This window comes from Salinicola halimionae (genome assembly GCF_003206065.1).
Taxonomy (GTDB): Bacteria; Pseudomonadota; Gammaproteobacteria; order Pseudomonadales; family Halomonadaceae; genus Salinicola; species Salinicola halimionae.
In genome coordinates this window covers 315,336-329,928 of sequence record NZ_PZJQ01000005.1, presented here as the reverse complement: position 1 = coordinate 329,928, position 14,593 = coordinate 315,336, and the positions used below count along the sequence as shown (strand labels likewise).

Genomic DNA, 14,593 nt, shown 5'->3' with positions numbered 1-14,593 from the left:
CGATCTCGACGATCAGCCGAATGCACGGGCCAAGCGGGCGATCCCGGGCGCGATACGTTCGGCATCGATGGCGCCGAACCCCAATCGCATGTAGTTGCGTGGCGGGGCCTGGTCGAAGAAGTGCTGGAAGCCGGGCTCGATCAGCACCCCATGTTGCGCGGCCTGCCACGCCAGGCGCTGAGTATCGATAATCTGTGGCGCTTCCAGCCAGAACACGCTGGCATGATCACCGCCGACTCGTCGACAGGCGGACAGATCGCGGCTGATGGCAGCTTCCATGATCTCCCAGCGATGGCGCATCTCGTCGGCGAACACCCGCAGATAGCGATCATAGTGGCCCTGGGAGAGGAATAGTGCCAACTGCTGCTGAAGACCGGACGGCGGGTGGCGGTACATCAGCCGGCGCAACGCGCGTAGCTCCTCGATCAGTTCGGCGTCGGCCACCACGTAGCCTAGCCGTAGCCCCGGCGACAGCGGCTTCGACAAACTGCTCATGTAGATCACCCGGGAACCGGCGCGACTCGCCTTCAACGCCGGCTGGGCATGGCGATCGAAATTGACCTCGGCATCGTAATCGTCCTCCAGCACGATCTGGTCGCGGCGCTGGATCTGCTCGATCAGTGCCTCGCGCCGGCGGCGGCTCATGGTCACGCCGGTCGGCCCCTGATGGCTGGGCGTGACGTACAGGTAGTCGCTCTTGGCGGCCGCGGCGTCCAGACGCATGCCTTCGCCGTCGATCGACTGATAACTGAGCTGGGCACCCTGACGCAGGAAGACGTTGGCCGCTTCCCGGTAGCCGGGGTTTTCCATCGCTACGCGAGTCCGTGCATCGAACAGCAGCTGCGAAATCAAAAAGAGTGCGTTCTGCGATCCCAGCGTGATCAGGATCTCGTCGCTGCGCGCATGAATGCCGCGTTTGGGCAGGACTCGCGTTCGCAACTGTTCGACCAGCATCGGATCGTCCTGATCGTAGCGGTCGCTCAGCCAATGGCGCTCGCGCCGGCCACCCAACAACAGGCGTGATGTCTCGCGCCACTGCTCCAGGGGGAACAGCCGAGTGTCGAGCTGGCCGTAGACGAAGGGGTATTCGTAGTTCATCCAGTTACTGGGGCGCAGAACACCCTGCAAATGACTGGGTCGATGGGTGAAACGGCTGCCCCACGATGGTGCATCCACGACTTCATCGCGCATCTTTCGGCCCGGTTCCAGAGCATCGGACTCGCTGTAAGCACTGGGCTCCTGATACGCATCATGCAGGTAGTAGCCGCTGCGTGGCCGACTGACCAGGTAACCGTCTTCCACCAGCCCTTCGTAGACCAGCGCCACGGTATTACGCGAGATACCCAGCTGCAGCGACAACCTGCGGCATGAAGGCAGCGCCTTCTCGATGGGGATGGTGCCGGTATGAATGGCATCCAGCAGCGCCTCGCGCAGCTGCTCCTGAAGCCCGCGCCGCGCATCGAAGTCGAGATGAAAGTAGTGATCGAGCATGCCGAGTCCCGCCTCGTGACTGAACTCAATACATAGCAAGATTTGCGCCAGTTCCTTTCTCGCCGATCAGCCACTCCATCGACTCGCTACACTGTGATCGTGCTGCATGCTCGATGCTGCTGACCGATACTTGGCATTGCCTTGCCGGGTCTTTCTCGAAAGGCCGGTCTCGAAAAGCTTGGCTCGAAAGCCTGTTTTGAAAGATCTGTCTCGAAAAGCCTGTCTCGACGAGATCGGAAATCTGTCCTGTAGTGCCGCGCACCCGAACTTTAGTATGACTCGATGATTTGTATGACCCGACCATAACAACGTCAATCACGAGGACTACATCATGGGCAGCACCTTCCATGGCGTCATCGCCTTCGCGCTGATCGCCGCCCTGCTGGTTGTCGGCAGCCTGTTGCGCAGCCGACTCCCCTGGCTGCGTGCCAGCCTGATTCCCGGCAGTATCGTGGCGGGCATCATCGGTTTCGTCGGGCTCTCCGCAGGGCTGATCCCCGGCTACGGGCCATCCGATTTCACCGCGCTGGCCTTCCACTTCTTCACCCTGAGCTTCATGTCGCTGTGCCTGACCGGTAGTCCCAAGTCGGGCGACGGCGAACAGCGCCAGGGTATCGTCGGCGGGGGGCTGTGGCTGACCCTGATCTGGACCGCCAGCCTCGGCGCCCAGGCGGTGATCGGCTATGGGCTGATGGCGGGCTACGATCTGATCAGCGGCAGCGATCTCAGCCCGCTGCTCGGCGCCATCGTCACTCACGGCTTCACTCAGGGCCCTGGCCAGGCGTTGACTTACGGCACGATCTGGGAGAACGATTACGGCATCGCCAACGCTGCGCAGGTGGGCGTGATCTTCGCCTCGCTGGGCTTCGTGGCCGCCTTTCTCGTCGGTGTACCGGCCGCACGCTATTTTCTCAAACGAGGACTCAACGCCAACCGCAACTCGACCCTGGATGACGATTTCGTTCGCGGCTTTCACACGCCAGAGACCCAGCCGTCTGCCGGCAAGCAGGTATCGCACTCCGGCACCGTCGACTCGCTGGCCTGGCACATTGGCCTGCTGGGCGTGGCCTATGTCATCACCTACGTGTGGCTGACCGCGATGCAGCCGCTGGTGGCCGGCAATCAGGTGCTGTCGGTATTCTTCAGCTACAACCTGTTCTTCATTCACGGCCTGACGGTCTGCGTGCTGATGCGCATGGCGATCGATCGGTTCGGCTGGACCCATAAAGTCGACGACGACACGCTAAAACGGATCACCAGCGGGTCGGTGGACTTCATGGTCGTCGCCACCCTGATGAGCATCCAGATCGCCGTACTCTCAGCCCTGCTGGTACCGATTCTGCTCATCGCGGTCGCGGTCACGCTGGTCACCTTCCTGGGTGCAATGGCGATCGGGCGTCTCAGCGGACGGCTCGGACCCGAGCGCGCTGTCACCGCCTTCGGCTGTTGCTGCGGCTCCACCGGTACCGGGTTGCTGTTGCTGCGAATGCTCGATGCTGACTTCAGCACTTCGGTGCCCAAGGAACTGGCGTTCTTCAATATCGCGATCATCGTGGTCAATATCCCGACACTATTCTTCGTCGCCCCAATCGCGCCCTCCCTCGGCACCTGGAGCTACCTGGCGATCTTCGGCGGCTACGTGGTACTGATGCTGGTTTGTATCCCGCTGCTGCTGAAATGGCAGCGCAGCCGGGGCGGTGAGACACCTTCCGTTCAGGAGCCGAACCCCTCATGAGTCACCGCATTTTCTCCACCCGACGCATCCTGACCATGAACCCCTCCCAGCCGGAGGCCACCCATATCGCGGTCCGCGACGGCCGAATCCTCGGCGTCGGATCGCTGGAAACGCTGACGGACCTGGGTGACTTCGAGCTCGACGAGCGCTTCGCCGACAAGATCATTCTGCCCGGCTTCGTCGAGGGGCACAGCCACGCGCTGGAGGGCGTGCTGTGGGAGTATTCCTACGCCGGCTTCTTCCCGCGCCAGGACCCCGACGGCCGTACCTGGCCGGGATTGACCGACATCGCCGCGCTGCAGCGCCATCTCGGCAAACAGTTAGCCAAGCTCCCGTCGGAAACCCCGCTGATCGCCTGGGGGTTCGATCCGATCTACTTCCCCGATCGCCGGCTGGATCGCAACGATCTCGACGTCGTCGACGCCGAACGCCCGATCGTGGTCATCCACGCCAACCTGCACATGATGACGGTCAACGGCGCCATGCTGCGCCTATCCGGTCTCGAGTCCCAGGCGGATATCGAGGGCGTGGTGACCTTCGACGACGGCCAGCCCAACGGCGAGCTGCGCGAGATGGCGGCGATGTTCGCGATCTTCGATACCCTGAATCTTGATCTCTTCGATCGCGGCAGCGAGGAGACCACTCTCGAACGCTACGCGCGCATCGCCCAGCGCCACGGCGTGACCACGCTCACCGACCTCTACAACCCGCTGAGCGACGACGGCATCGAGAGCATGCAGCGGATCTGCAACCGGGCCGACGTCCCGATGCGTCTGGCGCCAGCGATGAGCGCGCTGACCTATGCGCCGGAAGCCGGCATCGAGCGGGTATTGAATTGCCGCGCGCTTGGCAGCGACAAACTGCATTTCGGGCTGGTCAAGCTGATGACCGATGGCTCGATCCAGGGCTATACCGCGCGCCTCAAGTGGCCGGGCTATCACGACGGCTCGCCCAACGGGATGTGGAATGCCGAACCGGAACGCCTGACAGAAATCGTCCACCGCTATCATCAGGCCGGGCTGCAGCTGCATATTCACACCAATGGCGACGAAGCCGTCGAGCTGATGCTGGACGCCATCGAGTCGGCGCTGGAACTATGGCCGCGGACCGATCATCGTCACACCCTGCAGCACTGCCAGATCATCAGCCATGCTCAGTTGAAGCGCGCCGCACGGCTGGGGGTGTGTCTCAACATGTTCGCCAATCATCTCTACTACTGGGGCGACATTCACCGCTCGCGCACGCTGGGTTTCGAACGCTGCCAGCGTCTCGAACCGCTGGCCTCGGCCGATCGCCTGGACATTCCGATCGCCGCCCACTGCGATGCACCGGTCACCCCGCTGGCGCCGCTGTTCACGGCATGGTGCGCGGTCGCCCGTCAGACCGCCAGCGGCGAGGTACTGGGGCCGCATGAGGCGTTGAGCGTGGAACGCGCACTGCGCCTGATCACGCTTGACGCGGCCTACACCCTGAAGCTCGACGACCGCGTTGGCAGCCTGGAGATAGGCAAGTTCGCCGACATGGCAGTGCTCGACGAGGACCCGCGCGACGTGCCGCTGGAGCGGCTGGCCTCGATCGGCGTGGTCGCCACGGTAGTCGGCGGGCAAGTGTTCAGCAATGTCTGAGCTTGGCGGCGGCCCGGTGCATAGCGAAACTCTGGACGCGGTTCCGGTGACGATTCCCGTCACATTAGTGGCCGGCTATCTCGGCGCCGGCAAGACCACCTGGCTCAATGCGCATCTGCGGGACGGCGTGGCATCGGGCACGCTGGTGCTGGTCAACGACTTCGGCACCATCAACGTCGATGCCGAGCTGATCGACTACGCCGGGGAACGCCTGCTCAAGCTCAGCAGCGGCTGCCTGTGCTGTTCGCTTAGCGACGAGCTGGGCACGCAGCTGTCGCGCATCGGCCGCTGGCCGGAACCGCCGCCGGCGCTGATCATCGAGACCAGCGGCGTCGCCCGACCGCGACGCATCGCCGACATGATCCGGGTGGCGCGCCGTTTCCGTCTGGATCGGATCGTCACCCTGGTCGATCTGGCCAGTCTCGCGCAGCGGTTCGGAGACAGCCGCGTCGGCGAGCTGGTGGCGGCTCAGATCGCCAGTGCCGACCGGCTCTCCCTCAATCGCGGCGGCGATCTCGACCCGGCCGAGCGCCAACACCTGATACGTCAGTTGCAGTCGCTCAACCCCACGGCCCTTGTCGGCCATGCCAGTGTCGGCATTGATTCCAGCGTCGAGCGGACACCAAAACCCGCCCCGGCTCGACCGCTGACACTGCACCCCACCGCCGATGATCGCGACCCCGACTGGCAGCGCTTCGCGATCTCCATTCCTCCCTCGCTGACACGCCAAACACTGGAAGCGCTGCTGATCGAGCATGCCGGCGGCCTGGCTCGGGCCAAGGGCTTCATCCAGGCCAACGGCCGGCACTACGTCTTTCAGTGGAGCGGCGGACGGGCCGAATGGACTCCCGCAACGCCACGCCCGGGCGCCAGCCAGCTGGTGGGCATCGGCTTTGCCGGGGCGTCTTTCGAGGCGCTGATCTCCGCGCTCGAGGCGCTTGGCTGATTTGAAGCCAGCAACGGCGATCTGGCCAGCCAATGTTCGTTAACTGGCTCTACAGCAACCGCTTCGGGATTCTTTAGGGTGAGATCATGCTACGCAATCATCACGACCCATCACCGACACCAACAACAATGAGAGGGTGTACTTCATGATGCGCTTCCCGAACCGCCAACCCACCGCCAGATTCCCGCTGCCACGTCTCGCTGCCAAGGCCATGGCCGGTACGCTAATGGCATTTTCTCTGTCGACCCTGTCGCTGACGGCCTTCGCCGCCGACTTGCCGGAAATCGAAAGCCGCGGCTATCTGAGCGTGGCCACCGAGGACAACTACGCTCCGTTCAATTTTATCGAGGACGGCAACGCCAAGGGCTTCAATACCGACATGCTGGAGGAGTTGCGCAACTACGCCGACTTCGACGTCAAACAGGACATCCTGCCCTGGACCGGTCTGCTGGCTGCCGTCTCCACCGGCCAGTACGACATGGCGCTGACCGGCGCGTCGGTCTCGGATGAACGCCTTCGCGTGTTCAACTACATCCCGCCCTACGCCTCCGCCCAGCACTTCGCGATCAAGCGCGCCGACGACGACAGCATCACCGACGTCGACGACCTCAGCGGCAAGAAAGTCGGTGTCCAGGCGGGCAGCGTGCTGCTGTCGCGACTGCCGGAATTGAAGAAGATGCTCGGGGACGACGGCGGCGAGCTCGGCGAGGTAGTGCAGTACGAATCCTACCCCGAGGCCTTCGCCGATCTGGCCAACGGCCGCCTCGACTTCGTGATCGACTCGGCGGTGCCGGTCAACACGCTGGTGGCTTCCAAGCCGGACGTCTTCGCCAAGGGCCCGGCGGTTTCCGGTGCCGGCTACGTCTCCTGGCCGATCCCCAAGTCGAGCCCGAAACTGCTCGCCTACATGACCCAGTTCCTGGATCACATGGAGGAGACCGGGCGTCTGGCCGAGCTCCAGGAAAAGTGGTTCGGCGAGAGCTTCCCTGACCTGCCCGACGAACCGCTCGAAAGCGTCGAACAGTTCCACGAGCTGGCCGGCCTGGACGACTGATCCAGGTCGCCTGATCGTCAGGTCGCACGACATACCGCATCGCCTGACACGGCAAATCGCCTGACACGGCACAGCACAGCGCCTGACACGTTACAGCGTTAGCGGCGCCGCGGATTCGCGCGGCGCCACCCTTGTTCTCGAACTCTAGGGGCCGCCCATGAACGCCAGTGCCTGGCATATGCTGCTGGAAGGCGCCTGGACGACCGTCTGGATCTCCGGCATCTCCATCGCCATCGGAGTGACGGCCGGCCTGATTCTGGCCTTGATCCGCATCGCCCGCATTCCCGTCGTCGACCAGGTTCTGGTGCTCTACATCAGTCTGGCCCGGGCCACGCCGCTGGTTACGCTGGCGCTGTTCATCTTCCTCAGCGCCCCGACCTTCGGTATCAATCTCGATCGCAACGTCGCCGGCATTCTCGCGCTGACACTCAACACCACCGCCTTCAACGCCGAGATCTGGCGCAGCGCGTTTCGCAACTTTTCCCGCGAACAGCGCGAGGCGGCAATGGCCAACGGCATGACCCCGTGGGTTACGTTCCGGCGCATCATGCTGCCGCAGATGATGATCACCAGCCTGCCCGGGCTGATCAACGAAATGTCGTTTCTGATCAAGGGCAGCCCGGCGATCGCGGTAATCGGGATCGTCGATCTGACCCGTGTCACCAATCGAATTTCAGCCGTGACCTATGAGCCCTTACCACCGATTCTGGTCGCCTGCGTGCTCTACATGGCCGCGATCGGCTGCCTGGTCTGGCTGCAGCGAATTGCCGAACGTCGCGCCAATCGGCTGGCGGTGTGATGAGACCACGACGACAGAAACGATGGAACGAAACGCTGCGGAGGCGCCATGAGTAACTGGGAAATCCTGTGGAGCGCTCGCGATCAATTCTGGAGCGGATTCTTCAGCACGATGGAGATCTTCGGCCTGTCGATCAGCGCTGCATTCCTGATCGGCTGCGGCATGCTCTATCTGCTGGAGGGCAGCCGCCCTCGCCTGACGGTACCGCTGCGTGTATTCATCGACGGCATGCGCATGCTGCCGTTTCTGATCCTGGCCTATCTGCTCTACTACGGTCTGCCAGCGTTCGATATCCGTCTCGATGCCTGGTGGTCCGGCGTCGGCGCACTGGCGGTCTACCACGGCTGCTACTTCGCCGAGATATTCCGCGGCGCGCGGTTGACCTTCCCGCCCGGCCAGGTCGAAGCCGCCAAGGCCCACGGCTTCACCAAGGGCAAGATGTTCTTCCGCCTGATCCTGCCGCAGATCGTCATGCAGACCCGGCCGCTACTGGGCAACCAGCTGATCTATGCGCTCAAGGACACCGCCTTTCTGGTGATCATCACCGTGCAAGAACTGACTGCCGCCGCCAACAGCCTGGCGGGCACCTACTTCATCCCCACCGAGGCCTTCATCGTGGTCATCGGCTTCTACTGGGCGGTCAGTGTGGTCATGGAAATCATCATCAAACAGTGTGGCCGCTTCAGCGCCAAACGGGGGTTCGACCATGTTTGAGAAAAACACGTCTGAGCAGACCGCGGTCTCGATCCGCCATCTGTCGAAGAGCTTCGACGGCGTCGAGGTTCTGCGCGACGTGGATCTGGAAGTGCGCGAGGGCGACGTGGTGACGATTCTGGGCTCCTCCGGCTCCGGTAAATCGACGCTATTGCGCTGCATCAACTGGCTGGAGCAGCCCGATCGCGGCAGCATCCATATTGGCGGACAGCGCATCGGTGTCAACGATGCCGGCCGGCCCATGCCGGTACGTGAGCTGGCCAAGGTTCGTGCCCGTACCGGCATGGTGTTCCAGAGCTTCAATCTATGGCCCCACCTCAACGTGCTGCACAACATCACCGAAGCGCCGATCCACGTGCTCGGCAAATCGAAGGCCGAGGCCGAGGCCCATGCCCGCGAACTGCTGGAAAAGGTCGGGATGTCACCCAAGGCCGATGCCTATCCCAACACGCTCTCCGGCGGCCAGAAACAGCGCGTGGCGATCGCCCGGGCGCTGGCGATGCAGCCGGAAGTGATGCTCTTCGACGAGCCCACTTCGGCGCTCGATCCCGAACTCGTCGGCGAGGTGCTGGCGGTGATCAAGGATCTCTCCGCCGAGGGCTACACCATGATCGTCGTCACCCACGAGATGGCGTTCTCCCGCGCGGTTTCCGACAAGGTCGTGTTTCTGGACAAGGGGCTGATCATCGAACAGGCCGACCCGGAAACGTTCTTCACCAACCCCAGTACCGAGCGGGTACGCAAGTTCCTGGAGCGGGAAGAAAGCTGAACCGAAGACCGGCGATCGAAGACGGTGAAAGCGACTCGACAGCCGATGACGAAAGTGCCAACAATGCGCAAACGCCATCATCTCGAGGAGCTGTCATGTCGATAACGGTTACGGTCTTGGACGACTATCAGGGATGCTGTGCCTTTCTCGACGCCGCTCACGAACTCGATGGCAGCGACGTTCGCCTCGACGTCGAACATCGCCATCTCGACGACGAGGCGCTGGCCGCCCGCCTGGCGGACAGCGACGCCATCATCCTGATTCGCGAACGCACCGCGTTGACTCGTGAACTGCTGACGCAACTGCCGAAACTCAAGCTGGTGGTTCAGACCGGGCGGCTCTCTTCGGCGATCGATATCGACGCCTGCAAGGCGCTTGGCATCGCCGTTCGCGACGGCGGCGGATCGCCCATCGCGCCGGCGGAACTCAGCTGGCTGCTGATCATGGCGGGCTGTCGCCGTCTGGGCGGTTATCTTTCGCGCCAGGCAGAGGGCGAGTGGCAGCGCACCAATGAGCGCCTGGAAGCCGAATCGCTGGGTCATGCCGTGCATGGACGTATCCTGGGGATCTGGGGACTGGGCAAGATCGGCGCTCTGGTCGCCGGCTATGCTCAGGCATTCGGCATGGAGGTCGTCGCCCACGGCCGCGAGAGCAGCGCCGGGCGCGCATTCGAACTGGGCATCGAATTCGAGCCCGATCGTCACGCCTTCCTCGCCCGCTGCGATGTGGTCACCCTGCATCTCAAGCTCAATGGCGAAACGCGCGGGATGATCACCCCGACGGATCTCGCCGCCATGCGCGCCGATGCCCTGCTGGTCAACACCAGCCGTGCCGAACTGATTCGCCCGGGCGCACTGCTCGATGCCCTCGACGCCGGCCGCCCCGGCGCTGCCGCACTGGATGTCTTCGAGAACGAACCCGAAGGCGCCAGCGCTTATCAGTCACATCCTCGCGTGCTGGCAACGCCCCACATTGGCTTCGTCGAGAAAGATACCTACGAACTCTACTTCTCCGCCGCCTTCCGCCAGGTCAGAGAGTTCTTTGCCGGCTAGACCGCAAAACGATAACCCCGGCCGAAGCCGGGGTTATCGTCGATATCGCCAAGCCTGGCGTCGTGGCGTAGGCGCTACTGCCCGAACAGGTGCTTGCGCGCCTCGTCGGTCATTTCCACGTTGTTTTGCGGATTGATCTCTTCCGCCTTGGCGTAGGCGACTCTGACTGCCTCGCGCTTGCCGATCTGCTCGAACCAGCGCTGCAGACTGGGGTAATCTTCCAGGTCCTGGCCCTGTTTCTCGTAGGGCTTGATCCATGGCCAGATCGCCATGTCGGCGATGGAGTAATCGTCGCCGGCCACGAAATCATTATCGTCGAGCTGCTTGTCGAGCACGCGATAGAGCCGCGAGGTCTCGTTGATATAGCGCTCGATGGCGTAATCGATCTTCTTCGGCGCGTAATTGCGAAAGTGATGGTTCTGCCCCGCCATCGGCCCCAGCCCACCCATCTGCCAGCTTAGCCACTGGAGTACGCGATAGCGCTGGCGCCCGCTCTTGGGCAAAAATTTACCGCTCTTGTCGGCAAGATATTCGAGGATCGCGCCGGACTCGAACAGCGACAGCGGCTGACCGCCATCGGCAGGGGCGCGGTCGACGATGGCGGGGATGCGGTTGTTGGGAGCGATTTCGAGAAACTCGGCCGCGAACTGCTCGCCCTTGCCGATATTGATCGGGTGGATACGATAGTCGAGCCCCGCTTCCTCGAGGAAAAGCGTGATCTTGTGACCGTTGGGGGTCGTCCAATAATAGAGGTCGATCATCACAGGCTCCTGTCGTGACGCCCGGCGGTAGCCGGATGCTGTCAGGATAGGCCTTACACGAGGCGACGTCTCTCATGACGTCGCCCCAAGCCACCTAGACCCGGTAAAAACCCGCTAGAAGCCTGCGCTCAGTTGGCGTACGCACCCTCGAGATCGACAATTCGCGTGGCGTTGCGGCCGACGCCGCCATGCAGGTCCAGCATGCGCTGGAACCAGGCGTAGACCGGGTCGGCGTTGGAGACCAGATCCGCCGTCGAACAGACGCGAGCCCACATGAATGCGCCCACGACCAGGTAGTCCGATGCGCCGGCTTCATCGCCTTCCAGAAACGGCGATTCATCCAGTCGCCCACGCATCGGTTCCAGTGCCTTGTCGAGCATCGACAGCCCCTGACTCGGCGAATGCATCTCCTCGAGCGTGCGTCCGAACGCTTTCTCGCGTGAGGTACGGAAATACTCCTTGTCATCAGGATTCAGCGAATTGAACACATCCATCAGGATGGTGCGCATCACGCCCGGCGCCAGCGAACGCTCGGCGTAGAACTTGAAGAATCGTGCCCGAGCCTCGGCCGTCTCATCTCCCAGCAATGGCTTATCCGGATAGGCGCGATCGAGATAGCGAAAGATCTCGTAGCTGTCGACCACGGTCTCATCGACATCGACCAGTACCGGCACCTTTGACTGATCGGAGAAAGCGATCGCTTCTTTGTCGGTGAATTTCCACGGGACGAACTCGCAATCGAGCCCTTTATGGGCCAGCGCATACTTGACCCGCCAGCAGTAGGGAGAGAATCGCAGACGCTCGTCGCGCCCGCACAGATCGAACATCTTGCGGCCCATTTCACACTCCTCGTCAGATACGGTTATCACGATTGCTGTGATCGCAGCATGTCCAACGGAACGGAAACCGTCAAACGCCGAACCGGTTCCAGACCGCCCCACGCTGGATTCGGCGCAAACCGCCAATCGTTGCCATACTGCAACGGATAGCAGTCATACCGTGAGCCTGCGGCTCATCTTTTTTCACGCAGACCCTCAAGGTTCACCACGTCGTTACCAAGTCAGATCGGTCAGGAAGGAGTAGATCATGGTACGCCAACTCAAAGACGACGAGTTACATGGGTCACAGTCAGACCACGACGCGCCTGGCGGCGGTTGGCAGTCGATTCAGGCCACCGAAAAGCACTTCCTGCGCGAAAAGGTGCCGTTCAAGGGCAATGGTCTGATGCTCAAGATCAATCACCCCAAAGGGGGATTCGAATGCCCCAGCTGTGCCTGGCCCAATCCGGAAAAACCCGGCCCGGCGGAGTTCTGCGAGAACGGGGCCAAGGCAGTGGCCTGGGAAGCGACGGCCGCGCGCACCACGCCTGAGTTCTTTGCCCAACATACGCTGACCGAACTGCTCGACTGGTCGGATCACGCGCTCGAGAAGCAGGGTCGGCTGACGCATCCGATGCGCTACAACGCGACGACCGACAAGTACGATCCGATCGACTGGGACACCGCCTTTCGCGAGATCGGCGAGCGCGTCAAATCCTTCGACCCCAAGCGCGTCGAGCTCTATACCTCGGGGCGTACCTCCAACGAGGCGGCATTCCTGTGGCAACTCTACGGGCGCATGTTGGGTACGCACAATTTTCCCGACTGCTCCAACATGTGTCACGAAACGACCACCGTGGCGCTGCCCCAGAGCATCGGCGTGGGCAAGGCAACCACGGTGCTGGACGACTTCGCGCACACCGACTGCATTTTCCTGTTCGGCCAGAATGCCGGAACCAACAGCCCGCGGATGATGGGGCTATTGCACGAGGCCCGCCTGCGTGGCGCCGAGGTGATCACCTTCAACCCATTGCGCGAGCGGGCTCTGGTCAAGTTCGCCAACCCGCAGACGCCCAGGGACATGTTGACCAACCACGGCGTGCCGATCAGCTCGCAGTATCATCAGGTCCGCATCGGAGGCGACATCGCCGCAATTCAGGGCATGTGCAAGCATATCCTGGAGGTCGACGACGGGGCTCGCGCCAGCGGTGGCGAACGCGTGATCGATCACGACTTCATCAGCATGCATACCGATGGCTTCGACGCCTTCGCCGAACACTGCCGTCGCCAGTCGTGGGAACGGTTGGAGCGTCACAGCGGCTTGACCCAGGCCGCGATCGTGGATGCTGCCAACGCCTGGATCAACGCCGAACGCGTGATCTGCTGTTGGGGCATGGGCATCACCCAGCACATTCGCGGCGGCGACAACGTCCATCAGATCCTCAATCTGCTGCTGATGGGTGGCCATGTCGGCCGCCGAGGCGCAGGAGCCTGCCCGGTTCGCGGCCACTCCAACGTGCAGGGCGACCGTACCGTGGGGATCTTCCACAAGTCAGGCGAAGCGTTTCTGTCCAAGATGGACGAGGTTTTCGGCATCGAATGTCTACGCGAACATGGCCATGACGTGGCGCTCTGCTGCGAGGCCATCGTGCGCGACGAGGTGGACGCTTTCATCGGTCTCGGCGGTAACTTCTTCCGGGCGATCGCCGATCAGGCTCGCGTCGCGCCTCATGTGAGCAACATTCCGCTCACCGTGCAGATCGCCACCAAGCTCAACCGTAGCCATCTGATCCATGGCAAGGCCGCCTATCTGTTACCGCCGTTGGCGCGCACCGAGAAGGACGTGCAGGCTGGCGTCGAACAGACCATTACCATCGAAGACGGCATGTGCAACGTGCAGGGATCCAAAGGCGCACTGGAGCCGGCATCAAAGCATCTGCGCTCCGAGATCGCCATCGTCGCCGGTTTGGGCAAGGCGACGTTCGCGCCCAACTCCAAGGTCGATTGGGAATGGCTGACCGAGGACTATGCACGCATTCGCGACAAGATCGAGGCGACCCAGCCAGACACGTTCCACGACTTCAATCAGCGGTTGGCTGCCACCGGCGTGTTCCATCTCGACATCGCCGCCCGTGACCGGATCTGGAACACCGACTCCGGCAAGGCGAACTTCCTGTTTCCCGAGGACCACCTCACCGAAGATGCCTCCGAACCGGGCGACACCCACTTTCAGTTGCTATCGATCCGCGGGCACGATCAGTTCAACACCACGGTCTATTCCTATGACGACCGCTATCGAGATATCTACGGCACGCGCATGGTGCTGATGATGAACCCCACCGACATCGAGAAGCACGGGTTCGAAGCCGGTAACTGGGTCACCCTGAGAGCCGTGAGCGACGATGGTATCGAACGCCAGGTTTCCGGCTTCAAGATCATTGCCTACGATCTGCCGGAGAACTGCCTTGGCGCTTACTACCCCGAGGTCAACGATCTGATTCCGCTGGCCAATCGCGATCGCCAGAGCAATACGATCGCCGGCAAGTCGATACCCGTGACGCTGGAGTTGATGTCCACTGAACAGGTCGAAGCCGAAACAGGCGTCCTCGCCACCGGCTGACGTGTTCCCGCCGCGATCCGGCACCGTCTCGAATCAACCTCCACTCGGCCCTCGCCCCAGCATCGCCGCCTGACCTTCCCGGTCAAGCGGCGATGTCCATTAGTCGCACCGATGACGTCATCCACCCATCCCTCTGGTCCGCGAGTAGCGCTCCCAAATCGTTTCGGGTCAACGAGTTGGGGTTAACACTCTTGTCAACGCCCATAGAG

The 14,593-nt window shown here is 62.4% G+C and carries 13 protein-coding genes; 9 read left to right on the top strand and 4 right to left on the bottom strand.

Annotated features, from left to right (window positions below; genetic code table 11):
* Positions 1–12: 12 nt before the first annotated feature.
* Both DOM27_RS14385 and DOM27_RS17980 read right to left on the bottom strand, forming a co-directional pair.
* The gene (locus DOM27_RS14385) at positions 13–1,491 is read right to left on the bottom strand and encodes an aminotransferase-like domain-containing protein (RefSeq protein ID WP_110656898.1); all 1,479 of its coding nucleotides are present in this window, start codon (positions 1,489–1,491) and stop codon (positions 13–15) included.
* Between the two features lie 25 nt (positions 1,492–1,516).
* Positions 1,517–1,840: a hypothetical protein gene (locus DOM27_RS17980; protein WP_188113734.1), complete on the bottom strand. Its 324-nt coding sequence runs from the start codon at positions 1,838–1,840 to the stop codon at positions 1,517–1,519.
* Between DOM27_RS17980 and DOM27_RS14380 the strand changes: the two genes are divergently transcribed.
* The 8 genes from DOM27_RS14380 to DOM27_RS14345 all read left to right on the top strand — a co-directional run bounded on the left by DOM27_RS14380 (position 1,823) and on the right by DOM27_RS14345 (position 10,185).
* Positions 1,823–3,226 (top strand): sodium/glutamate symporter, encoded by a 1,404-nt coding sequence (locus DOM27_RS14380; RefSeq protein ID WP_110656896.1) that lies wholly within the window; start codon positions 1,823–1,825, stop codon positions 3,224–3,226. The genes DOM27_RS17980 and DOM27_RS14380 overlap by 18 nt on opposite strands.
* On the top strand, positions 3,223–4,851 hold the full coding sequence (locus DOM27_RS14375; protein WP_110656893.1) for an amidohydrolase: 1,629 nt from the start codon (positions 3,223–3,225) through the stop codon (positions 4,849–4,851). Before DOM27_RS14380 ends, DOM27_RS14375 begins: the two co-directional genes overlap by 4 nt.
* A complete protein-coding gene (locus tag DOM27_RS14370; RefSeq protein ID WP_110656891.1) occupies positions 4,844–5,797 on the top strand; it encodes a CobW family GTP-binding protein in 954 nt (317 codons plus the stop codon). Before DOM27_RS14375 ends, DOM27_RS14370 begins: the two co-directional genes overlap by 8 nt.
* A gap of 145 nt (positions 5,798–5,942) precedes the next feature.
* Positions 5,943–6,851, top strand: a complete 909-nt coding sequence (locus tag DOM27_RS14365; RefSeq protein WP_245392735.1) for a transporter substrate-binding domain-containing protein — start codon at positions 5,943–5,945, stop codon at positions 6,849–6,851.
* A gap of 157 nt (positions 6,852–7,008) precedes the next feature.
* On the top strand, positions 7,009–7,650 hold the full coding sequence (locus DOM27_RS14360; protein WP_110656882.1) for an amino acid ABC transporter permease: 642 nt from the start codon (positions 7,009–7,011) through the stop codon (positions 7,648–7,650).
* Between the two features lie 48 nt (positions 7,651–7,698).
* A complete protein-coding gene (locus DOM27_RS14355; RefSeq protein WP_110656880.1) occupies positions 7,699–8,364 on the top strand; it encodes an amino acid ABC transporter permease in 666 nt (221 codons plus the stop codon).
* A complete protein-coding gene (locus DOM27_RS14350; RefSeq protein ID WP_110656878.1) occupies positions 8,357–9,133 on the top strand; it encodes an amino acid ABC transporter ATP-binding protein in 777 nt (258 codons plus the stop codon). Before DOM27_RS14355 ends, DOM27_RS14350 begins: the two co-directional genes overlap by 8 nt.
* A gap of 95 nt (positions 9,134–9,228) precedes the next feature.
* Complete coding sequence (locus DOM27_RS14345; RefSeq protein WP_245392734.1) at positions 9,229–10,185, top strand: D-2-hydroxyacid dehydrogenase family protein; 957 nt, start codon at positions 9,229–9,231, stop codon at positions 10,183–10,185.
* Between the two features lie 74 nt (positions 10,186–10,259).
* Here the strand turns inward: DOM27_RS14345 and DOM27_RS14340 are convergent, their stop codons facing one another.
* Positions 10,260–10,946, bottom strand: a complete 687-nt coding sequence (locus DOM27_RS14340) for a glutathione binding-like protein (protein WP_110656876.1) — start codon at positions 10,944–10,946, stop codon at positions 10,260–10,262.
* 128 nt (positions 10,947–11,074) lie between these two features.
* Complete coding sequence (locus DOM27_RS14335; RefSeq protein WP_110656874.1) at positions 11,075–11,785, bottom strand: glutathione S-transferase N-terminal domain-containing protein; 711 nt, start codon at positions 11,783–11,785, stop codon at positions 11,075–11,077.
* 247 nt (positions 11,786–12,032) lie between these two features.
* Between DOM27_RS14335 and DOM27_RS14330 the strand changes: the two genes are divergently transcribed.
* The gene (locus tag DOM27_RS14330) at positions 12,033–14,384 is read left to right on the top strand and encodes an FdhF/YdeP family oxidoreductase (protein WP_110656872.1); all 2,352 of its coding nucleotides are present in this window, start codon (positions 12,033–12,035) and stop codon (positions 14,382–14,384) included.
* Positions 14,385–14,593 lie beyond the last annotated feature (209 nt).